A 22,490-nucleotide genomic window follows, 5' to 3' on the forward strand; every position below is an offset into this window, starting at 1 on the left:
TTCGTTTCATGACTGGCGTTTCAACGCGCGCGCAGCATCAGAATGTTTCCGCCAAGCACGAAGACCACACCCAGGGCCGCAGCGGTGGTCCATTGGTATCCCTCGAAGATTGTCGAGAGCGTAAGCGCGACCACCGGAAACATGACGGTCGCATAACCTGCCCGCGCAGACCCGATCCGCCCCAGAAGGGTCAGATAGGACGCAAAGGCAATGACCGATGCGAAAATTGCAAGATAGACAAGTCCGCTGAAGTAGCTGATCGACCATTCGACGGCAAAGCTCTGTCCACGAATGGCTGAAAACAACCCCAGAAACATCATTCCGTAGAACATGCCCCAGGCCGTCGCGGGGACTACTCCGATGCCGCGCCGTTGGGTGTCGGCGGAGACCATGTTGCCAACACAGAATGACAGCGTGCCAGCAACGCATATGCCCAGTCCGATTGCCGCATGTGTGTTGAATTCGGCACCGACCAGTTTCGGCCAGAACATCAGGGCGATCCCTGCAAACCCGATTGTGCCTGCCAACAGTGCCAAGGGATTGGGGCGCTGACCGAATACGATCAGCCCAAGAAACAGGTTGAAGATTGATGCGGTGGAGAAAATCACGGCAAGCAGCCCGGAGGGGATCTGCATGGCGCCATAGTAAAACAATGTAAAGTTGGTCGAGAACAAAAAGGCTCCAAGGCCAGCGAAGCGAAAGTGATCCTGCACTGGGAAGGACATGTTGTGGCCGCGGAATTTTGCCCATGCCATCATGACCGCAGCTGCCAGCACAAATCGCCAGAAGACGGAGACTTCCGGCGCCACGGTGGCAACCTGACTTTTCATCGCGATCCAGCTGAAGCCCCAGGCAAGCACCGTGGCTGCATAGAGCCCGTAATCCATTGCAGAAAAACCGCCTGAACCGTTGCGGATCGCGGGGGAAGCGACGCTCATGAAAACACCATGCTTGGAAAATCCTGAAGGGAATCTGGCGTTCAATTCACTTAAGCGCAAATGATTGTTTTTGATGTTTGCATCAAGAACTCAGATGATTACGGTCAACCAGCGAAAGCGGTTTGAGCAACTGGAAGACACGGGAGACGGGATGACCCTGCTGGTGATCGAGAACTATCCGGATGCCGGGTTGGCGGCACTTGGCAGAACGGCTGCCCGGATGGGGCACAAATGGAAAACTGTCCGGGCCTACGCGGGCGAGGAGTTGCCGAACGAGGCAGGCACCTTTAGCGGTTTGGTGACGCTCGGAGGTGGCCAGAATGCCCTTGCGGACAAGGAGTATCCGCATCTGCCGCGCTTGTGTGATCTGATCAGGACGTTCCACGAGGCAGATCGGCCGGTGCTTGGGATCTGCCTTGGCTGCCAGCTCATCGCGCGGGCGTTCGGTGGACGCAACATTTTGAGCCGGCCCATTGAGTTCGGCTGGCAGCACGTGACACCAACGGCAGAGGGCCAGGCCGATCCTGTCGTCTCGGCGTTGGGAAAGGGCGGGCCACTGTTTCACTGGCACACCGATACCGTTTCTCTTCCTGAAGACGCTGTTCACCTGGCTGAAAGCGCAATGACACCGATACAGGCCTTCCGCATCGGCCGGACTACATACGCCATCCAGTTCCATTTCGAAGCCGCGTTAGCTGACGTGCGTGAATGGTCTGTAAATCTTGCAGACGAGATCCTTCCACATACGCCGGACTGGCTCGAGCGGCTCGATGAGGAAGCTGCCCGTCACGCGGACAAGTCCGACGCGTTGGGTGAAGCGATCGCCCGGGCATGGCTGGCGTTGCTCCGGCGTCCGTGACCTACAGCACCAGGTTATGCCGGCCGGTATTCGTGATGTCGGTCTCGCCGCAAAGGCCCATTGTCACGTCCAGTTCCTTGTGGATCATCTCCAGAACCTTGGTCACGCCGGCCTTGCCCATTGCGCCGAGGCCATAGATGTAGGCCCGGCCGATATAGGTACTGTGAGCACCCATTGCGACCGCTCTGAAGACGTCCTGTCCTGAGCGGATCCCACCGTCGAAATGAACTTCGATCTTGTCCCCGACTGCGTCGACGATGTCGCCAAGGACGTCATAGGAGGCCAGAGCACCGTCCAGCTGACGTCCGCCATGGTTGGAAACCACGATCGCATCCACACCGAGGCCGGCAGCGATTTTTGCATCCTCGACATCGTTGATGCCTTTCAGGATCAGTTTGCGATCCCAGTGTTTCTTGACCCACTCGACCGAAGACCAGTCAAGTGTCGGGTCGAACTGGCTGTTCGTCCACTCAGCGAGCGACGACATGTCGTCGACACCAGCCACGTGCCCGTGAATGTTGCCGAATTCCCTGCGCTTTGTCTGAAGCATGTTCCAGCACCAGAATGGCTTGAATGCGAGATCGACAAGGACGCTCGGCTTTGGTTTGGGTGGTGTGCTCAGGCCGTTCTTGAGATCCTGATGGCGTTGGCCAAGCACCTGGAGGTCGAGCGTCAGCACAAGTGCCGAACAATCCGCCGCGGTTGCCCTTTGCATCAGGTTTTCCGAAAATCCCCTGTCGCGCATGACATAGAGCTGGAACCAGAAGGGGGTCTTGGTGTGCTCCGCAACGTCCTCGATCGAGCAAACGCTCATTGTGGACAGCGTAAAGGGGATACCGAATTCTTCAGCCGCCTGTGCCGCGAGAATTTCACCGTCCGCGTGTTGCATGCCGGTGAGCCCGACGGGCGCCAATGCGACCGGCATGGCGACTTCCCGACCGATCATGGTCGACTTGACCGAACGGTTGTCGATGTTGCGGGCAACACGTTGACGCAGCTTCTGGCGTTGCAGCGCTGCTTCGTTTTCCCGGTAGGTGCTTTGTGTCCATGACCCGGTATCCGCATAGTCGTAGAACATTTTCGGAACCCTGCGCTTTGCAAGAGCCTGCATGTCGGCAACATCGGTAATAGTCGTCACGATTTATCCTCCCCCGGATCAGGATCGAGTGGAATTCTTAATGGGTTTGATACGACGCAGGCCCGCCAGTTGTTCGCGTTGGTCGAGTTGTTCGGCCTCGGCACGCGTGCCGCGTACATAGTCGATATGTTCTTCTGATGCGCGCTTTGCCCCGACAGCATCACCCTCGCAGATCGCGTCTGCGATCGCGACGTGCTGTTGCAGCAACTCGTCTCGCGCGCTCGGGTGGTGGTAGAGCCGGCCGCGATTGTAAAAGACACCGTTTTCAAGCAGCCGGTAGCAGGAACGCAGCGTATGCAGCATCACCACGTTATGAGCCGCTTCGCCGACTGCATGGTGAAATTCGACATCAAGCAGCGCTTCGACGGAAAGGTCCTCTGCCTCGTGGGCATCGTGCATTTGTTTGACGATATCCTGGAGACGCTTGAGATCGGTAGGGGCTGCACGCATGGCTGCCTGGGCGGCCGCCTGTCCTTCGATCCCCCTTCGGAACTCGAAATAGTCATTGATGGCGTCCGGATGCCGGGCGATCAGCTCAATGATGGCATCGGAAAATATGGGACCGATCAGATCGCAGACATAGGTGCCGCCACCGCGCCGTGCTTCAATCAGCCTGCGTTCCTCAAGAGTTTTGAGCGCATCCCTGAGGACGGGTCTTGAGACTTTCATCTGTTCGGCCAGGTCCCGTTCGGACGGTAGCCGGTCACCGGAGTGCAGGACGCCTTTCAGGATCAGATTTTCAATCTGCTCCACAACGGCGTCGGCCGTTTTTTGATGATCAACAGGCTGAAACATGCGCGATGCATCCCTTCGTTGCCGCGCAACATAAGTGCAATGCAAAAATTGGTCAATTTTTTTATCCAATTATTATTGCGTCAAAACCGCCATCAGCGAACAATCGTGGCCTGTGACAATATTAGACCTTGGTATAAGGCGTTCTTTGTGATCAGAGTGCCTCGCAGACGGAACACTGGACAGGGGCGAGTATTGTGGGTCAGGGGTCAGAGAACGGGTCGTCGCTGCCGTCGTTCCGGACATCTCTCTTGCGCGAACGTGTGCTGGGAGAAGTGCATGCACGTCCATTCCGACCGCTGACGTGTCCCCGCACGGTATTGCACTATGCGTTCCTGACCAACGCGGAAGAGGCGGCTAGGGATCACGACTGGTTGTCGGAATTCTGCATGTCCCGAGGAGTGCCCGGGCCGGCGTCGGGGAACCGGCATCACACCCTGACTTTCGGCGGTGGAACCCTCAGCTGGGAACAGCACGCGGAATTCACGACCTACACCTGGGATGGAAGCGCGAGACCGGACCAGCTGTTCGGGCAACTTGCTGCGACACATCCGTTCGGCGCGGCCTTTCGCGCGCCTGGAGACCTTCTCGTTGCTGTACGCCTCGAATTGCGTGAACCGGTCGAAAACGAAGATTGGCGCAGCCAGTTTGACGAGAGCAGTCTGACGGTCTCGAACCTGGAAGACGGGGCAGCGACCGTGGTGACGGATTTCCGTCAGGACGGAGACGGACTGACACGCATGTTGTTGTTCAATCGATCCCTGAGCGGTGTGCAGTGCGGCGCTGTTGTGCAACGCCTTCTTGAGGTCGAAACCTATCGGACGCTTGCCATGCTGGGATTGTTTGAGGCAACAGGTCTGCAACCGGAAATCCGGCGTTTTGAGATCGAGTTGGCGGAAATGACCGGCCAGATGAAGGATGCCGCTGCGCTTGGAACCAACCAGGAGCTTCTTGACAAGCTGTCTGCCCTGGCGGCGGCGCTGGAAGCCGGGGCGACGGCGAGTGCCTTCCGTTTCGGTGCAAGCCGCGCCTATGCCGAAATCGTCAAGGCCAGACTTGAGACATTGAGAGAAGAAGCCGCGCCGGGCGATTTGTCCCTGGCATCGTTCCTGGCAAGACGCCTTGCACCTGCCATGCGAACCTGCCAGGCAATTGAAGACCGCCAGGCAATGCTGTCACGCAAGCTTGCCCGCGCGACGACATTGCTGCGCACGAGAGTTGACGTGGAACTGGAACAGCAGAACCGCAGCCTCCTGCAATCAATGAACCGCAGAGCCCGTCTGCAATTGCGACTTCAGCAAACCGTCGAAGGTCTGTCAGTCGCTGCGGTTTCCTATTATGTGGTCGGTTTGATTTCGTACCTGGCAAAGGCCGCCAAGGATGCGGGGCTTCCGGTTCCGAGCGCGAATATCACGACAGGCCTGGCAGTGCCGTTGGTCGTTTTGCTCATCTGGTGGGTCGTCAGGCGTATCCGCAAGCATCATGGTGAACATTGACTGAAGTTGCCGCAATGAAAAAGGCCGGGGAGCCCCGGCCTTTCCTGTGATGCGATGCCGATTGATCCTACTCGGTCGTGCCGTCTTCCTTGAATTGTGCAAGATAGGCAATCACGTTGTCGCGGTCCGCTTCTTTTCTCAGACCGGCAAATGCCATCTTGCCCTTGGGAATAAGGTCTTTCGGTTTAGTCAGATAGACGACGAGAGTGTCTTCGTCCCAGACTTTGCCGTCGCTCAATTCAACGAGGTTTTTCGAGTACTTGTATCCTTCGATACGGCCCCACGGAGCGCCAACCACCCCGTTCAGCTGCGGTCCGACCTTGTTTTTGGCACTTTCGCCAACGGCGTGGCAGGCGGCGCACTTTTTGAAAACTTTCTCACCCTTGGCAGGGTCGCCTTCGGCACTTGCCTGAGCGGTTACGGCCAGAAGCGCTGTTCCGGCGATCATCAGCAAACGCTGCATATAACTCTCCCTCAATTTGGGTGCATACATACCCCGGCACAAAAGACAGGAAGCCCGAACATGATGCAAGTGACGCACAGTCGCATCAGGAGAGATACTAATGCGGCAGTTAAACGTCACATGTCAAAATGGAGTGATCACCCGGCCTTTGCGCTGCTCGGCAGGCGGAGCCAGTCGTCAAGGCCGGCATCCCAATAGGGCGAAGTCCCGTAAAGACCGGCCAGGAAATCGATGAAGACCCGCACCTTGGCCGGCAGGAACTGACGGCTCGGATAAACGGCATGCAGGCCGACGTCCTTTGATGCCCTGTATTGAGGCAGCAGTATCTGCAACTTGCCTTCTCGCAGCTCCGGACCGACATCCCAGGTGGAACGAAGTGCCACGCCAACACCTGCAAGCAGGCATTCCCGCACGACTTCGTTTGAGTTTGTCTTGAGAGGCGCACGTGTACGCACGGTTTCGATTCCGGAGGGCCCGGCAAGCCGCCACGGATCCTGATTTGTCGCTGCAATCGTTACATGATTGCTTGCCAGATCCTCAATGCTGATCGGAACGCCGTGTTTTGCCAGATATTCCGGGCTGGCGCACAGGACACGGTGGACCGGGGCCAACCGCCTTGCAACCAGGCTTGAATCCGAAAGCTCCGCAATCCGGACCGCGAGATCATACCCATCGCCGACAATGTCCACAAAATCGTCGGACAGGTCGAGATTGACTGACAGGTCGGGGTTCTCGGAAAGAAACCGTCCCAGATGCGGTGCAATGTGAAGGCGTCCGAACGACGTGGGAACGGCAACCCTGAGATTTCCCCGGGCCTTGGCGGATCCGCGCGAGACAAACGACTCTGCTTCTTCGACCGAGGCCAGAATGGCAATGACTCGTTCATAAAAGCCCTGACCGGCTTCGGTCATTGCGATCTGACGGGTTGTTCGCTGGAGAAGTCGCGTTCCCAGCTTTTCTTCCAGCCTTCGGATTCGTTTCGAAACCACCGCGGGGGACAGGCTCATTTCCCGACCGGCCGCCGACATGCTGCCTGCGCTCACCACGCGCGCAAAGATTTCCATGTCCGTCAGATTGCTCATTTTCAATCTCTCAGAAAGACGACAGATGCTGCTTGAACTCTCCCCAATGCGACAGACCATGTCAAAATTCGGGAACGTTCTTGAACTAACAGCACTTGTTACGGCAGGACAAGCCGACCAGATCAGTCGTTAAGACGGGAAAACAAATCCCCGTGGTCTTCTGGTCCTCATGGCCGGCGCCCCAGCAATTGGCAAGGCACTTTGGTCCGTCTCGCGCAGAGCGATATTCACAAGTCTGGACGAATGGGCAAAGGACTGTAATCTAGGCTGGCCGGATCAGTGTGGATGCAACGAGATTCGCAGCTGCACAGGCCCGGTTTCGATAGAATGAATTTTAGCGGAGTGCGGTTATGAACGATCAGACCGATGTCGCAGGTTACATGGAACCCGGTGGTAAGAACGCCACTCTTATCTACATTCTTTATCTTGTCAGTATCATTGTCGGCATCACCTCGATTATCGGTGTAATTTTCGCCTATTTGAACAGAGGAAAAGCCGGGGGATGGGTCGAATCCCACTATACCTATCAGATCCGAACATTCTGGATCGGATTGCTGTACAGCCTAATAGGCGCCGTGCTGACATTCGTGTTCATTGGTATTTTCGTGCTGATCGCGACGCTCGTCTGGTTCATCATCCGGTGCATCAAGGGCGTGCAGACAGCCGGTCGCGGCGACGCGATTTCAAATCCGGAGACCTGGATGTTCTGAAGTCCTCGTCTCCGCATTGCTGAGGCTTGAGCCCTTTTTGTGTCGGGATCCGGTGCGTTGTCCGGTTCAGGGTGCCGCTGGAGCGGCAGCAATGGCTCGTGGTGCCTGAAATCTGAGTTGCCTTCGGCAACCATGTCCGGGGAAACGCTGTCCGGGGAAACGCCTGGATCGGCAGCTCAGCCTTCGCGCGTGCCGAGTTGCACCGGTGTTTTGTCCTGCTCGTTATCGGGATCCTGGCCTGCAATACGCAGTGTGCGTTCCAGAAGCTGTTCATAGATCGGGCGCCCGCCGAGATGGTGAGCAGTGAGCGATGCGGTCGTGCAGGTGACGAGCACGGGCATGATCAGGGCATAGGCTCCGGTCAACTCCATCACCAGCACGACGCCGACAAGGGGCGCACGAACGGACGCTGCAAAAAAACCGCCCATGGCAGCGACGGCACAGGCTGCCCGGAAATCATCTTCCACGGGCAGCGTTTCGACGGCTATCACGCCGAACGCCAGTCCGGCGCATGTCGCAATGGACAGCATGGGGGCGAATATGCCGCCCGGAACACCGGACGCGTAGGAAAACAGCACGCCGCCAAAGCGCAGGAATGTGAGCAACAAGAGAGCAAGAACGCCATAATGGCTGGATATCAGGTCATGGACCAGATCTTCGCCGCCGCCCGTTGCATCGGGAAACGCATTGAGCAGGATGCCCGTGACTGCGCCGATTGCAAGGGCCGGGAGCCATCTCAGACCCTTCGGGATTTTCAGAAACAGGTCCATGACCGTGATCAGCGCCTTGTTGAAGAAGACACCGAGTACACCGAGCAGGATGCCCATCAAGGCAAGCAGCAGGTAACTCCAGACCGGCAAGTAACGCACATCGACAACCAGGAGAGGGCCGGTTTGTGTGAGCTGTTCGGTAACGGCTGCGCTCAGGATGGAGGCAATGATGACGGCCATGTAGGTACGGTAGCCGAACGGAAACTGCCGTCTCGTTTCCTCGACAATGAACAGGATTGCGGCAAGCGGCGCATTGAAGGCAGCAGCAAGTCCCGCCGCTGCTCCTGCTGCAAGCAGGCCCTTGTGATCGGCGGGAGAGACCTTGTGAGAGCGTGCGAGCGCTTCCGCAGTCATGGCTCCCATATGAATGGTCGGTCCCTCCCGCCCCAGCACCAGACCAGAGCCGAGGGCAAGCAGGCCGCCAAAAAATTTTGCAATAAGCACCTGGGGCCAGTGAACCGGGCGCCGGTCCTCCATCGCTCCTTCTATCTCCTGAATGCCGCTGCCGGCGGCTTCCGGAGCAACCCGTTGAACGAGGAGAAAAGCTGCGGCAACGCACATAGATGAAATGAGAATCGAAACGACATACGGCAATGCGCCACTGCCGAGAGAGTTTCTCAGGGCGGCATACTGGGCAAACAGATGCTCGAGACCTGCATGAAAACCGGTCGCCAGTCCTCCCACGAGAAGGCCGACCAGGGCCGCTTTCACGAAATAGGCCGCGTCGGACCGCGCAGATTCAATGTTGGTGCGTCGGGTCATACCCTGCGTCGTCTCGATACGCTTTGACGAGCGGAGATCCGCTCTTCGTTGAAAAACAAACTGCAAAGAAACCTGCAGCAGTGCAAGCAGTGGCTGGCAAACCAAACAAAACGCACGGCGTTGCCGTGCGTTCAGGTGATTTTCAGTTGTCGAGGTTGTGCATTAGAGAACGTGTACCTTGGTCCCGACGCCCACACGTTGATAGAGGTCCATGACATCTTCATTGCGCATGCGAATGCAGCCGGACGAGACTGCGTGTCCGATGGTCCAGGGCTGATTGGACCCGTGAATGCGATAAAGCGTGGACCCCAGATAGAGCGCCCTTGCCCCGAGCGGATTTTCCGGCCCGCCGGCCATGAAGACAGGCAGGTCGGGGCGGCGTTTGCGCATCGATGCTGGTGGACGCCAGTCCGGCCACTCGGCCTTGCGCGTGATACGGTGCATGCCGGCCCACTCAAATCCGGGTTTGCCGACGCCGACACCATAGCGGCGAGCGGTTCCGTCCTTCTGGACCAGATAGAGGAAGCGGGCGTTCGTATCGATGACAATAGTGCCCGCCTTGTAAGGGCCGTCATAGTCGATGATCGTCGGAAGGAATTGAGGTGCAATCTGCCGGGTCTGCCGTTTGGGCTGTTGCCGGGCCGGTTCCATTCGGCGCGACCACCAATTGGCACGCCGGACCTTGGGCTGCTGGACCTGCCGCCTCTGTACGGGAGCTGCTGCGCGGCGCGCCGTGCCGGGCTGCAGCTGCAGCATCCAGGGTTCTGTCAGATTTGGGCTCAGGACCAGTGGGGGAGGCGAAACCTGGCCGGCAGACACCGGACCCGCCGAAATGAAGGCGCCGAGCAGGGTAGCTCCCGCCAGAAACAGTAAGTTCGAAGAACGTTTCTTCAAAAAGAACATGGCAACACTCGCAACTCATCATCAACCACGTCTTCCGGCAATTTTAAGTTGCCGGTTAACGAACTGGCAAGGATGATAAGCGGGCATGTTCAGGCAATAGTGAATCTCGGCGTGAGAATTCGCGTAAATCTTTCTTATGGTTAGCCGAGTCTTGAGGAACAGGATTAACAGATCCCTGCCACGGTGGCGACCTGCTCGCACATCGATTTTCGATGATTGAAATCTTTGCGATTTCCAGCCTTCGTTGGTTAACGCACGCGCCTGCGGGCGTCACGCACAACCAGGGGCAGGATGGGTTTGGTCTGCTTCATCGACATGCCGGGCCTGATTCGGGGATCGTAAAGCATGTTCAAAATGATCTGGTCGAACACGGTAAACCGGCTGTGGCGCGAAGCATCGTTAAAAACCGAGTGTGTCAGGTCCTGATGATCGTTCATGGGGCCTAACCCCTGAAGGATTTCCTCGACAAGGCAGCGCTTGAACAGAAACTCCCCCTCATCTGAAACAATGACCGCGGACGAGCGTTTGATGCCCTTTCGACCGGAAACCACGCGCACAAGGCACCGGCCTGGGACTTTTGCACGGTCGTTTTTGTAAATGTCTCTTTGAACCACCGACACGTATTGCGCCCGGTCCACGACAAAAACCTCGAAATTCGCAGCGGCTGGATCGTTGGTAATGCTGGTTTCGAGACCACCGATCCGCCGGTCGATTTCCCGCACGAAACGATGGACCACGCGCGTGCGGTCGCGGCGTGACAGATTGTGTACGTAAAAGGTTACCGGCTGCGTGAACTTCTTGACCAGGTAGGGACGCCAGCTCCAGCTGCGGTACTCGAGCCCGAACACCGTCTTCTCGAAACCTCTCAGCAGTTCCTCGGTAGAAAATGAATCGTTTGCGGCTCGCGCCGACACGGAAATCATGAGCGCCGTAAGAAACAAACTTGTCAGCAATGCTGGCAGATGAAGGAAACGCATGGTTTTCATATAAGTCAGATCGCAGTTACCGGCCACATTCATGTTCAGTTCAAATATTCCCTGCGACGAAACCGGTGCGGGCATGTCCGGATCGTCGCCAATAATGTCGTTGAAAAAGATAACCAAACCGTTTGAGAGGAAAAAGAAGGAATATCGCGCCAAACATCGGACACCCCTGTCATTTTCGTCAATTCAGGGAAAAACATTTCTTTAAACTTCCGCTGCTACCAATTGGGTAATCGCTATTTGTATGCGCCGGCAGGGGCAAGGGACGGGAGAAGGCATGGCCGCGGTGAAGAGATCCTTTCGAGCGGAAAGCTTGATACGCATGAATACCGGGGCCGACAGTGATCCGGCCTTTGCCGAAGAACGACGGCATCAGGAAGTGCTGGCGGAAATTTCCAGTCTGAGATCATTGATCGGCAAAGGAGCTGCGCAAAAGGGCGACGCACTTGACCCCGAAGCGATGAGCCAGAAATTCATGTCCGAATTTCGCAAGGAATTGTCGGAGGCTGCTAAACTGAAGGTCGAGATCGACGCGATGTATGAAGCGATCGCTCAGACCAAAAAGGAAATTGCCACCCTGCACCACACCACTGGTTCCAAGGGTGAGGAAATGACCCGTGTCACCAACGAGCTGGATGCCGTTGTCGACGGGACAGAAGGGGCGACGGAAATGATTCTTTCTGCCGCCGAGTTCATTGACGAGACCGCCAACACACTTTCGGCTCGTGTCGGCAAAGAGGACTCTGAGCTCGCAAACGACATTCAGGAAAAGGTTGTTCAAATTTTCGAGGCCTGTAACTTCCAGGATCTTACAGGTCAGCGCATCACCAAGGTCGTTTCGACACTCCGGTTTGTCGAGGATCGCATCATGCAGATGATGGACATCTGGGGCGGAATTGACACCTTCAAGGACATTGAGCTCGAGCAACGGGAGTTCAAGGAAGGCGACGCGGCGCTGCTCAACGGTCCCGCACTGGAAACCGACAACGATGTTGCGTCCCAGGACGATATCGACGCCCTGTTTGCCTGACCCCCAATACAGTCGATTGAAAAGCCCGGCATTTCGCCGGGCTTTTTCGTTTTTCAAGCTTGGTTGGACACTTGTGCTTGTAACTGATCTCGATCACCGCTACCAATTGAGAACAAATAGTGAATATCGGGTGAGGCATGAGCGAACAGGCAACCGGAAAAAACGTGAAACCAGAGCGGGACCCGGTCACCGGTCTCCTGAAAGGGCAGGACGGTAGGGGCCGTTGCTGGTGGCATGGTGGTCTTGAGGACTACCAGCGGTATCACGATACGGAGTGGGGCTGGCCGGTCGATGACGATCGGCGGCTTTTTGAGAAGGTCTGCCTCGAAGGCTTTCAGTCCGGCCTGTCCTGGTTGACGATCCTCAGGAAACGGGAAGGCTTCAGGGCGGCATTCGCCAATTTCGAGTTTGAAAGAGTGGCGAAGTTTAACGACGGTGATGTTGCAAGGTGTCTGGAAGACAGTGGTATCGTGCGGCACCGCAAGAAGATCGAGTCGACGATCAACAACGCCAATCGGGCTCTGGAACTCCAAACGGAATTTGGCTCGCTTGCGGCCTATTTCTGGTCCTTCGAACCCAAACCGGAAGACCGGCCGGCAAGGATCGATTTTGAAACTGCAAGAACGCTTGGCAAGACGGCTGAAAGCACGGCCCTTTCAAAGGACCTGAAAAAACGAGGCTGGAGCTTCGTCGGCCCTACGACCGTCTATGCGTTCATGCAGTCCATGGGCATGGTCAACGACCACCTGGAAGGTTGTTGTTGCCGGGACCAGGTTGAAAAGGCCAGGGAAGCGTTTGTGAGACCGACAAGGAAATAAAAAGGAGGTGCCTTTCGGGCCTGTTCATCGGCAGGCGCCGTGTCTCTGTCAGCCCGTCCTGCGTTCGGAACTCGCATTGATAAATGTTGGTTCACCTGTCGACCCCGGCAATCCTTGAAATGTCGGCCAGCACCAGATGCGAGTGCTCGTGATCGGACAATTTGCCGCGATTTACCCGGGCAAAACACGTGAAGATACGGAGCGACGGAAAACACGGCATACGCTAGCGTGGGAATGTCGAACGAAAGCGGATAGGTGCTGTCTTGAGATACCTGATTGCCTATGCAACCACCGAAGGACAAACGGAAAAGATTTCAAAATTCATTGGCGCGACCTTGTCGGGCGAGGGGCATGAGGTCCGATTCCACAATGTAAGTGATCTCTCCGGCGGGCTTTCCATTCCGGACTTTGACAAGACCATCATTGCCGGCTCCGTGCACTCGGCCAGGCACCAGCCTGATCTCGAATTGTTTGTCTTTGCCAACCGGGGCAGTCTCAACGAATTGCCTGGCCTGTTCGTGTCTGTAAGCCTGGCGGCGGCCTTTCAGGACACAAGGGAAGAGGCTGGGGAATATGTCGACACCTTTCTTCAGGCGGCAAGTTGGAAGCCAACGGAAATCGCTCTGATCGCCGGTGCGGTGAAACCGGGTTCTTATGACTGGTTTGAAAAGTCGGCCTTGTTGGAAGGTGATCTTGCGGATCACGTCAACAAGGAGCTCCAGACTACGCGCGAATTCACAGATTGGGATGCCCTGTCGCGACTGGTGTCGGATTTTGCGAAAGCGTGATTGCAACCGTATCGGTGCATTTCGCTATCAGGGACACGGTCTGCTTCGCAACAGCATGGCAGGCTGTGAACGCCGACGCGGCAGCTTCGTCTCCTTAGGAAATGCGCAGGATCACGTGACATTGCAAAGCATTCTCGGCGCCTGTGCGCGGCGTCCCCAAGATGCGGATCGGCCTTATGACCCGGTTGGTTCGTCAACCTGTTGTTCAATGGCGTCCATTGCTGCAGAGGTGGCTTGTTCCTTTGTTTCCTCGCTCATGTCCTCTGCGCCGATGACTTCAACCTTGACGTTTCGTTGTGCGAAATTGATGCCCGCCTTTTCGAATTCATCCCGAATGCGTTGATAGGCATCGCGCCTGATGGTCCATTGCTCACCCGGTTTGGTCATGAATTTTACGCCGACGACCATGTTGAATTCCTCCATCCGCCGGACACCTTGAAACTTGAGCGGCTGCAGGAAATTCTTCCCGTATTCCGGGTTGTCCTGCAATTCGGCATCAATGCGTTTAACGATCTTTTTGGCGAGTTTGAGATCGGTGTCGAAAGGCACCCGGAATTCCAGTTTCATCATGACCCAGTCGCGGCTGTAATTGGTGAGCGACTTCAGTTCGCCGAACGGGATGGTGTGCACTGCACCCCGGTGGTGCCGGACTTGCAGGGAGCGAATGGACATGGATTCCACGGTGCCGCGCAAATCACCCATTTCAATATATTCGCCGACCCGAAAGGCATCGTCGATCAGGAAGAAGACGCCCGAGACAATATCGCGAACCAGGGCTTGGGCGCCAAAACCGATCGCCAGTCCGACCACGCCCGCGCCGGCCAGCAACGGAGTAATGTTGATGCCCATCGATGAAAGCCCGATCAGCGCGACCATGACCAGAATCGTGACCAGCACGACTTTCTTGATCAGCGGCAGCAGCGTCGCCATGCGCGCCTCCGGCCCTGGCGCCACTCCGGGCTGAAGTTTCGGCATCGCCGCCATGCGCCGGTCAATTGCCGTCTTTGTAGCCGTCCAGATGAGGTCGCCAATCAGAAATGCCACCATGACGTCAACCAGGATTCGGACGATCTGAGCCGGCGTCGAATTCACGGCTGACAGGTTCCAGGGCTGCACACCCCAAAACAGTCCGATTGACACAACAGCCGTGACGACGACGACGAACCTGCCAAGGCGAATGGCAACGGGAAGATAGATCCCGTGATCCGCCTCCTCTTCCACGTCGCTGTCTCCATCCGGCTCGTCCGATACCGGATCGGGCCTGTTTGCCTTGAAAGCATGCTCGATCGTCCGCCTCAGAATGCGCTCGATCGGCACAAGCAGGGCAATGACGGCCAGAGTGCCTGCCAGGCTGTAGGCACCAATCAGCCAGAGTATGAAGAGCATCAGCACCACAAAGGAGCCAAGGACCGGCATCAGAATGAAACGGCGCTGACGTTCGCTGCGCGCGTATAACAGCCACAACAGCAGGATGACCAGGACTGTCGTTGCGGCCGCGGCCGATATGTCAATGGCCAGGCCTGCAGCCTCATTCTGTCCCAGAAGCACTATGGTTTCTGCGAGACTGCCACCAAACAGCATGACGGCGGATGTCACCATGACCCCGAGATAGAGAAGCCGCGCATCCTGCCGGGAGAGCGGCACCAGTCTGAGCGCTTCGACGCGCGGTGCAAGCGCGAACAGCGCAATTGCCGCAATGGCCCGCATGATGACAAGCGAAATCAGCAGTTCCAGAACAAAGTCATAGGAGTTTTGCGGCCATTCGAAAATGACGAACGTGCCGATCGTGCCCAGGGAAAAACAGAAGGCACCGCCCGACACCAGTGCAAGGCGAGTGAGCGCCGAGCGGGTTTTTTCAAGATAGGTGGTTGATTGATGCAGCTCGATACGTCGCCGGACAAATCCGGCGTAGCGCCAGTAGAGCCACTCAAGTCCTGCACCGACAAAAACGAAAATGATCAACAGAACAACAAGGTTCAACTGTTCCCGCGGTGAGAGTTCCTGTTGCCATGTGCTGGAAATGATCGACGGTGCCTGTGGCAACAGTGTCAGGGCGACACCGACCTGCCGCACCCTTGCCTGGACGGCCTCGAGCCCCTGTGCCGCAATGTCCCTGAAGGACTGGTTCTCCGGCGCGCTCTCTCCGTTGAGTGCGTCGGCCCGTTGTTCCAGCCAGTTGACGATGGTCGGGTCGGCAAGAAGGCGGGCCAGTTCCTTGATGTCATTGGGTGAAGGTTCCGCGACCGTATCTTCAACTTCTGTTGAGCCGGATCCGGGCAAGGGCATTTGTGCCGAGACGGGCGAAATCATTTGAACGGCAAACAAACATGCGAGCGCTATCAGAAACCGTTTCATTGCGAACCCTCACCCACCGAGGCGGGCTCGGGAACCGGTGGGTCCGGAACCTCGCCGCGCAGCAATTCCTGGTACTCGATCGGTGTGATATCCGGCGAGAACAAAGGCTCGACAAGCACGGAACCACCAACAGGCATGGCCTGGCATGCCAGCCGGTCCCCCGGAGCGGCTGATCGCCGTGCCAGGGTTTCGGCTTCTATCGGGCTGATCGGCGACAGGTTCCCGGCACCTTCGACAATGCGCACGGCACAAGAGCCGCAACGGCCTCGTGCTCCACACAACGCGGCGTGCGGGGTATCCCTGGACTGGGCGGTCTCGAGAAGACTGAGGCCTGCTGGCCGGACGATCGTCGGGCCGTCGACATAATTCAGCGTGACCATCGGCCGCTTGCGCCACACCCGCACCGCACGCGCCGCGAAAACGACTGCGACAATGGCAGCATACGCCCACAATATCTGGTCCTGAATTCGCCAAAGCTGATCGCCTACCTGCCCATACAAAGCTGCCGTTTCGCGCACTGGCGCCATGAATTCGGCATTTCCGCTGTTCGCCAGCAGGATCTTGCCTGCCTCTACGAAGCCAAGCAGGGCGGCAACAGGAACGATCACGACAAACGGGTAGGAAACAGTTGAGATCCGGCCCCACCAGTTTTGGACCTGCATCCAGAGGAACAGTCCATAACAACCGTGAATCCAGATGACGATGAGGGCGATCACCTGCTGAATTCCAAGATGCGGGACGAACATCCAGTAGACGGCAAGCACCCATTTGAAACTTGGTGTCGCTCCGGTCATCGCCGGCCCGACGACCGTCCCCATGATATGGGGCAGCAGGAGCGGCACGATCGCAATGCCGAGCAGCGCCTGGATGCTGTCACCCCAGTTGAAGAACAATCTGTTGCGCCAGAAGAGCGCCCAGATTCCAAGCGCCCCATGCAGAAGGAAGGACAACATAAGTATCGGACCGCCAACCGGATTGGTCCATGGCCCCATCAGGAACCGACCGGCCGTTTCCATCGCCTCGATCGATCGCAGACCGAATGCCAGTGTAAGCAGATGTCCAAGCACAAACACGAATAAAACCAGACCGCTCGCGATCCGCAGTTTATTCAATAGTGTCATACCACTTCGCCCCTCGTACCCGTGGTCGTTGTCCGGCGCATCCTGATGCGAAACAACTAAGAGAGACCGTGAGCGCGCTCCTCAGCCTCGTACCCTTTGATTGTTAATGCATTATCGGTGTGTATTCCATCGGGATGCTGGATGCGGCGCAGGTATTCGGCGTTCAAAGTGTTGCGAGGCAGTTGTGATGTCTGCAGCGGTAAACCGGCAGCTGAAACTGAAGACCCGGGAAGACCGGATTGTGCCTCGATTTGCCCCTGGCTCCGGTCGAGACGGTGTCGAACCTGGAAATTCAGCTCAAGGCGAAACCTTCTGACGGGGAACGGAGACCGGCGGGGCTATCCGCCAACCTTTTCTTTCAAAGGTGTGAAAAGCGGATTTTCTCTGGAAAACACGTAGTCCAGCGTCTCGACGGTTACAGTGTCTGCACCTTCCTCGATCAGGAGCTGGGCGCAATCTGCGACAGCGTCCTTCGGGCACAGCACATTGACACGGTTTGCGTCATCGCTTTCGGAGAAACGCTGGATCGCGCCGACCTTGCTGACTGATCTCAGCGCCTGTGTCCTGTCATCGACCACTGCCTTGACAAGTCTGATGCCGCGCGCAGCTTCTTCAGCTGCCACCCGGTCCAGGATCGCTCTCGCTGCAGCGAGTGCAGTAACGCTCCAGTCGGCGTTGAGAGAGGCAACAAGATTGGCCTGGCTCTTCAACATCACGCCATCGGCAAGGATCTTCAGGTTGTTGGCGTGAAGGGTCGATCCGGTGGTGGTGATATCGACGATGAGCTCCGCAGATCCGGCAGCAGGGGCACCTTCCGTCGCGCCGGCACTTTCAACGATGCGGTAGTCCGCTATTCCGTGCCGGGCGAAGAAAGCACGCGTCAGGTTCACGTATTTGGTCGCAACACGCAGGCGGCGACCATGGCGGCTGCGGAAGTCGGAGGCAACGTCGCTCAGATCTGCCATCGATTCCACATCGATCCAGGCTTTCGGGACGGCAACGACGACATCGGCCGGCCCGAATCCGAGAGGCGTGACGACGTGAACATTGTTTGCCGGATCGCTGATATTCTCTTCGACAAGGTCCAGTCCGGTGACGCCGAAATGAACGGAGCCTTCAGAGAGCGCACGGGCAATTTCAGAGGCCGACAAAAAGGCGATCTCGACGTTGTGCAACCCCTTGATGGCACCTCGATAGTTGCGCGCGCCGCCGGGCTGATCAACTTTCAGACCCGCGCGCCCGAAGAAAGCGTGGGTGTTTTCCTGGAGACGGCCCTTGGAGGGAATGGCGATGATGAGTTTGCTCATGAGTCAGCCCCGATACTGGCGGCGATCCGGTCCAGCCACATGGAAAAGCCGATGGCCGGTACGTTTTCGCCGGCCCCGAGAAGGGTCAGCAGCCTGTCATAGCGGCCACCGCCAACCAGTGGTCCCGCGATCTGGTCTGAGGCCGAGTGTATCTCGAAGACAAACCCGGAATAATAGTCAAGTCGGCGGCCGAAATCAGCGGCGAACGAAAGCCGGGAAGGTTCAATGCCTTTGGCTGCAAGTGCCGACAGGCGGCACTCGAAGGCGGCAATCGGCTCTTCGAGGTCGAGACTGTGGTCCGTACCGAACGAACGCAGGGATGCAACGGCATTGTCGCCATCGGCTTTCAGGGCAAGATAGGCACGAAGCGTGACTGCCGCCTGCGCATGTCCGCGACCGCCGCTTGCAAGGGCGGCCTGTTCCAGGAACCGGTCGGCAATTTCGCTGGGTGTCCGCCCGCCGACGGCTGAAATGCCGGCGATTGACAGAAGGTCCTCGACAACGGCATGGGCGGCCGTCGGGTCCGCGCCCTCCAGTGCAGAAAGAAAACCGAGGCGCACATCCCGGCTGTCGTCATTCGCTGCAGCGCTTCCCGCCATGCGGTCGATCGCGGCGGTCAGCTTGTCGGTTTCACCGAACAGATCACGCAAGCGTCTCTTCCAGACGGCCGGCAGATCCAGCCCGGACAGGACTGCCGCGAACAGCGTCTCGTCGCCGATTCGAATGGACGTGCCCGTTGCTCCGAATGTTTGAAGTGCACTCACGGACAGGGCCAGCAGATCGGCATCGGCTTCCACGGTGTCTTTTCGGCCAAGGCTTTCTGCACCGAGTTGGGGAATTTCACCCAGCCCGTCCGGCCTCTGGCGAAACACCGGGCCGTTGTAGCAGTAGGCAGCCGGTAGGCTGGGTTTGTCCGTTGCCACGTGGTGACGGCAGACCGGAATGGTGAAATCGGGGCGCAGGCAGAGATCCGTGCCGTTGCTCCCCTGCGTCAGATACAGACGGCGCCGGATGTCTTCGCCTGTCAGGTCGAGAAAAACGTCTGCCGGCTGCAGGATCGGCGGGTTAACGAATTCATGTCCCGCATCCCTGAAAGCAGCAAGAACCGCTTCGATCTTGTTCGGGTCCAGCCCGGTTGTCTGAGCCGCCGTCATTGTTCAGCCCTCGTCTTGACGTCTGCGATCGTCTGCCTGGCCATCCAGAATGCCGCGCACGGTTTCCACCAGGTCAGCTTCCTTGATAGTGATCTGCGCCGGCCGGCTTTCCCGCCAGGTGATGTTGTCGGTTATTTCTTCCGACAACCGCTTGCCTTCGATCAGATCCTTGATCTGAAGGTCACCGGCTTCCCGCTCATCCGACCCTTGAATGATGGCAATCGGACAGTTGCGCCGGTCGGCATATTTCAGCTGGTTGCCGAATTTCTTCCAGTTGCCCTGGTACATTTCTGCCCTGATACCTGCGCCGCGCAACTCTTGAACCATTTTCTGGTACCGGCCGAGAGCGTCGACATCGCCGTCCATCACGGTCACCAGAACAGGAGCGACAACCTCTGATGTGCCGAGCTTGCCGAGATTCTTGAGCGCCGTCATCAGACGCGAGACGCCGATGGAAAACCCGGTGGCCGGTACATCGCGGCCCGTGAAGCGCTTGACCAGCCCGTCGTAACGCCCACCGCCGCCAACGGACCCGAACTGCACGACCTCACCCTTTTCGTTGGTGACATCGAAGAGCAGCTCTGCCTCATAGACAGGACCAGTGTAGTACTCCAGCCCACGCACGACGGAAGGGTCGATCTTGATACGGTCATCCGCATAGCCGCAGGCGTTGAACATTGCGGCCATCGTATTGAGTTCGGTGACGCCGTCATTTTCCAGGGAGCCGGTGCCGGATACAAAATCCGCGATGGTATCGATCGCAGATGCTTCTAGAGCGGCACCCTTGGTGAAATCACCGCTTTCGTCCTTGCGACCTTCTCCGAGCAGAAGGCGCACGCCGTCAATTCCGAACTTGTCGAGCTTGTCTATCGCTCTCAGAACAGTCAGACGGCGCCCATCGTTCTCTTCACCGCCAAGCCCGATGGACTCCAGAACGCCATCGAGAACCTTCCGGTTGTTGACCCGGATGACATACTGGCCGCGCGGAATGCCGAGGGCTTCCATCGTGTCGGCCATCATCATGCACATTTCCGCGTCCGCCTGGACGCCCGGAGCGCCGACCGTATCGGCGTCGAACTGCATGAACTGGCGGAAGCGGCCCGGGCCCGGTTTTTCGTTCCGGAACACCCAGCCCGCGCGGTAAGTGCGATAGGGAAGCTGGATCCCGTTGATGTTTTCCGAGACATGACGGGCGAGTGGTGCGGTCAGGTCGTAGCGCAGGCTCATCCACTGCTCGTCTTCGTCCTGCACCGAAAAGACACCGGCATTCGGCCGGTCGGTATCGGGAAGGAATTTGCCGAGGCAATCGGTATATTCGAAGGCAGGCGTTTCGACCGGATCGAAGCCGTATTGCTCGTAGACCGCCTGGATCTTGCTGATCATCTCATCCGTCGCGCGGATGTCGTCGGCAGAGCGGTCGACAAAGCCCCGCGGCAGGCGGGCCTTCAGTTTGTTCGGTTTTTTGGCCATGAAGTCGTCAGATCCCGGCGAGTTCCTGGCCGATTGCTGTCACATGTTTGTGGCAACCGGCGCTAAGACAATTGCGGTTGTCCTAGACGAAACGGCAGTTGAGAGCAAGGTTCGCGAAGGCGGGATCCTGAGGAGCGGACCCGGGGGTTATTCTGCCGGCCGCGAAATGCCGTCAGGTTTGCCTTGTTTGCATCACACTTACGGGTAAAAGGAGCGGACCGGGCATCGTGGTCCATGAAAACGAGCAATGAAGGACGTGTACTTGCCAGCGTATGGCGCGTCTTTGCTTGTATTTAACACATGGAAGGCTATGGTCCGCGAAATTTTCAGACGAGCGGCACGTCCTTTCACCCGATCGACGGGATGAAGAAGACGAACAGGGTTGAAACATGGAAAGCGCAGCCAGCATTGCACAAGGCACGGATGAGGGAGGCTGGGACAGACCCCGAGACGCTTCCGGATTGCGTGCGGCAGAGCTGAGTGTCGTGCTGCCCAGTTTCAATGAAGCCGGCAATATCCCGATCCTCATCGATCTGCTCGACAAGGCCCTTTCAGGCATTGCCTGGGAGGCGATCGTGGTCGACGACAATTCACCGGACGGAACGACCGAGGTTGCCCGAAAGATCGCGGGTGTCGATCCGCGCGTGCGGGTTATCCGGCGGATCGGGCGCCGCGGACTGTCCGGCGCTTGCATCGAGGGAATCCTGTCGTCGTCAGCGCCGTTTGTCGCCATCATGGACGCCGATCTGCAGCACGATGAGACGTTGCTGCCGAAGATGTTTGCTGCAATCAAATCCGATGACACTGATCTTGTTGTCGCCAGCCGCAAGGTGGAAGGCGGCACTGTCGGCGAAGGCCTGTCCGCCATTCGCGCGTGGGGTTCAAATATCGCGAACGGGCTGGCTCAAAAGCTCCTGAACGTGACCTTGAGCGATCCGATGAGCGGTTTCTTCATGGTGCGCCGTGACAAGGCGGAGGCGCTCGCACCGCGTCTGTCGCCCCAGGGCTTCAAGATCCTGCTCGATCTGGTATCCAGCGCCAACGGTACGCTGAAGATCAAGGAACTTCCGTTCACCTTCCGTGAACGGCAGCATGGCGAAAGCAAGCTGGACACGCTGGTGACACTGGACTATTTCGGTCTGCTGCTGGCCAAGTACTTCGGCGATATCGTCTCCGTCCGCTTTCTGATGTTCGGACTTGTCGGCGCCAGCGGGCTTTTCGTCCATCTGGTCGCCCTGCGGTTCTTTTTGCTGGGCGGGATGGAATTCAATCTGGCGCAGACGGCAGCATCCTTCGTTGCCATGACATCGAATTTTTTCCTGAACAATCAGCTGACTTACCGTGACCGGCGCCTCAGGGGTGTGAGGGCACTGATCGGTCTCCTGACTTTCTATGCCGTCTGCTCCGTTGGTGTGCTCGCCAATGTCGGCGTCGCCAACCTGATTTACGCCGACCCGGTCTATTGGTGGGTTGCCGGAACCGCAGGTGCCGTGATGGGAGCGGTATGGAATTACGCGGCCAGCTCCGCGCTCACCTGGCGGAGATCGTAAA

20 protein-coding genes are annotated in these 22,490 nt (G+C 57.6%); 7 read left to right on the forward strand and 13 right to left on the reverse strand.

Annotated elements, in window-relative coordinates; all coding sequences use genetic code 11:
* Window positions 1–20: 20 nt before the first annotated feature.
* A complete protein-coding gene (locus ACO6TI_RS11990; protein WP_055112535.1) occupies window positions 21–938 on the reverse strand; it encodes a DMT family transporter in 918 nt (305 codons plus the stop codon).
* 94 nt (window positions 939–1,032) lie between these two features.
* Here ACO6TI_RS11990 and ACO6TI_RS11995 point away from each other — a divergent pair, with 94 nt between their 5' ends.
* Entirely contained in the window at window positions 1,033–1,797 is a 765-nt protein-coding gene (locus ACO6TI_RS11995; protein ID WP_422384992.1) for a type 1 glutamine amidotransferase, read from the forward strand.
* 1 nt (window position 1,798) lies between these two features.
* Here ACO6TI_RS11995 and ACO6TI_RS12000 read toward each other — a convergent pair whose 3' ends face one another.
* Window positions 1,799–2,935 (reverse strand): alpha-hydroxy acid oxidase, encoded by a 1,137-nt coding sequence (locus ACO6TI_RS12000; RefSeq protein ID WP_055111029.1) that lies wholly within the window; start codon window positions 2,933–2,935, stop codon window positions 1,799–1,801.
* Window positions 2,936–2,953: 18 nt separating this feature from the next.
* Window positions 2,954–3,730 (reverse strand): FadR/GntR family transcriptional regulator, encoded by a 777-nt coding sequence (locus tag ACO6TI_RS12005; protein ID WP_055111031.1) that lies wholly within the window; start codon window positions 3,728–3,730, stop codon window positions 2,954–2,956.
* A 194-nt stretch (window positions 3,731–3,924) separates the two neighbouring features.
* On the opposite strand from ACO6TI_RS12005, the gene ACO6TI_RS12010 reads away from it, so the two are divergent.
* Window positions 3,925–5,223 carry a DUF3422 family protein gene (locus ACO6TI_RS12010; protein ID WP_055111033.1) on the forward strand — a complete coding sequence of 433 codons (1,299 nt, stop codon included), beginning with the start codon at window positions 3,925–3,927 and terminating at the stop codon, window positions 5,221–5,223.
* A gap of 67 nt (window positions 5,224–5,290) precedes the next feature.
* Here the strand turns inward: ACO6TI_RS12010 and ACO6TI_RS12015 are convergent, their stop codons facing one another.
* A complete protein-coding gene (locus ACO6TI_RS12015) occupies window positions 5,291–5,686 on the reverse strand; it encodes a c-type cytochrome (RefSeq protein WP_055111035.1) in 396 nt (131 codons plus the stop codon).
* Window positions 5,687–5,823: 137 nt separating this feature from the next.
* Complete coding sequence (locus tag ACO6TI_RS12020) at window positions 5,824–6,768, reverse strand: LysR family transcriptional regulator (protein ID WP_035898472.1); 945 nt, start codon at window positions 6,766–6,768, stop codon at window positions 5,824–5,826.
* Between the two features lie 350 nt (window positions 6,769–7,118).
* Between ACO6TI_RS12020 and ACO6TI_RS12025 the strand changes: the two genes are divergently transcribed.
* Window positions 7,119–7,478 (forward strand): DUF4870 family protein, encoded by a 360-nt coding sequence (locus ACO6TI_RS12025; protein WP_029062145.1) that lies wholly within the window; start codon window positions 7,119–7,121, stop codon window positions 7,476–7,478.
* Window positions 7,479–7,654: 176 nt separating this feature from the next.
* On the opposite strand, the gene clcA is transcribed toward ACO6TI_RS12025, so the two are convergent.
* From clcA to ACO6TI_RS12040, 3 genes are all read right to left on the reverse strand, one after another.
* Window positions 7,655–9,115 (reverse strand): H(+)/Cl(-) exchange transporter ClcA, encoded by a 1,461-nt coding sequence (gene clcA, locus ACO6TI_RS12030; RefSeq protein ID WP_422384993.1) that lies wholly within the window; start codon window positions 9,113–9,115, stop codon window positions 7,655–7,657.
* A gap of 57 nt (window positions 9,116–9,172) precedes the next feature.
* A complete protein-coding gene (locus tag ACO6TI_RS12035; protein ID WP_055111039.1) occupies window positions 9,173–9,913 on the reverse strand; it encodes a L,D-transpeptidase in 741 nt (246 codons plus the stop codon).
* A 248-nt stretch (window positions 9,914–10,161) separates the two neighbouring features.
* Complete coding sequence (locus tag ACO6TI_RS12040) at window positions 10,162–11,052, reverse strand: DUF2927 domain-containing protein (RefSeq protein WP_422384994.1); 891 nt, start codon at window positions 11,050–11,052, stop codon at window positions 10,162–10,164.
* Window positions 11,053–11,173: 121 nt separating this feature from the next.
* On the opposite strand from ACO6TI_RS12040, the gene ACO6TI_RS12045 reads away from it, so the two are divergent.
* The 3 genes from ACO6TI_RS12045 to ACO6TI_RS12055 all read left to right on the forward strand — a co-directional run bounded on the left by ACO6TI_RS12045 (window position 11,174) and on the right by ACO6TI_RS12055 (window position 13,532).
* On the forward strand, window positions 11,174–11,926 hold the full coding sequence (locus ACO6TI_RS12045; RefSeq protein WP_082442702.1) for a protein phosphatase CheZ: 753 nt from the start codon (window positions 11,174–11,176) through the stop codon (window positions 11,924–11,926).
* Window positions 11,927–12,063: 137 nt separating this feature from the next.
* Complete coding sequence (locus tag ACO6TI_RS12050) at window positions 12,064–12,744, forward strand: DNA-3-methyladenine glycosylase I (RefSeq protein WP_196891185.1); 681 nt, start codon at window positions 12,064–12,066, stop codon at window positions 12,742–12,744.
* A gap of 263 nt (window positions 12,745–13,007) precedes the next feature.
* On the forward strand, window positions 13,008–13,532 hold the full coding sequence (locus tag ACO6TI_RS12055; RefSeq protein ID WP_196877540.1) for a flavodoxin domain-containing protein: 525 nt from the start codon (window positions 13,008–13,010) through the stop codon (window positions 13,530–13,532).
* Window positions 13,533–13,706: 174 nt separating this feature from the next.
* On the opposite strand, the gene ACO6TI_RS12060 is transcribed toward ACO6TI_RS12055, so the two are convergent.
* From ACO6TI_RS12060 to hisS, 5 genes are all read right to left on the reverse strand, one after another.
* On the reverse strand, window positions 13,707–15,887 hold the full coding sequence (locus ACO6TI_RS12060) for a mechanosensitive ion channel family protein (RefSeq protein WP_422384995.1): 2,181 nt from the start codon (window positions 15,885–15,887) through the stop codon (window positions 13,707–13,709).
* Window positions 15,884–17,008 (reverse strand): 2Fe-2S iron-sulfur cluster-binding protein, encoded by a 1,125-nt coding sequence (locus ACO6TI_RS12065; RefSeq protein ID WP_108874702.1) that lies wholly within the window; start codon window positions 17,006–17,008, stop codon window positions 15,884–15,886. Before ACO6TI_RS12065 ends, ACO6TI_RS12060 begins: the two co-directional genes overlap by 4 nt.
* A gap of 338 nt (window positions 17,009–17,346) precedes the next feature.
* The gene (gene hisG / locus ACO6TI_RS12070; RefSeq protein WP_055111050.1) at window positions 17,347–18,315 is read right to left on the reverse strand and encodes an ATP phosphoribosyltransferase; all 969 of its coding nucleotides are present in this window, start codon (window positions 18,313–18,315) and stop codon (window positions 17,347–17,349) included.
* Entirely contained in the window at window positions 18,312–19,469 is a 1,158-nt protein-coding gene (locus tag ACO6TI_RS12075; protein ID WP_422384996.1) for an ATP phosphoribosyltransferase regulatory subunit, read from the reverse strand. Before ACO6TI_RS12075 ends, hisG begins: the two co-directional genes overlap by 4 nt.
* A gap of 3 nt (window positions 19,470–19,472) precedes the next feature.
* On the reverse strand, window positions 19,473–20,939 hold the full coding sequence (gene hisS, locus ACO6TI_RS12080) for a histidine--tRNA ligase (RefSeq protein WP_422384997.1): 1,467 nt from the start codon (window positions 20,937–20,939) through the stop codon (window positions 19,473–19,475).
* A gap of 389 nt (window positions 20,940–21,328) precedes the next feature.
* Between hisS and ACO6TI_RS12085 the strand changes: the two genes are divergently transcribed.
* Complete coding sequence (locus ACO6TI_RS12085; RefSeq protein WP_104702244.1) at window positions 21,329–22,489, forward strand: glycosyltransferase; 1,161 nt, start codon at window positions 21,329–21,331, stop codon at window positions 22,487–22,489.
* Window position 22,490 lies beyond the last annotated feature (1 nt).

Origin of the sequence: Roseibium album, from assembly GCF_965233825.1 — a bacterium.
Classification (GTDB): Bacteria; Pseudomonadota; Alphaproteobacteria; order Rhizobiales; family Stappiaceae; genus Roseibium; species Roseibium album.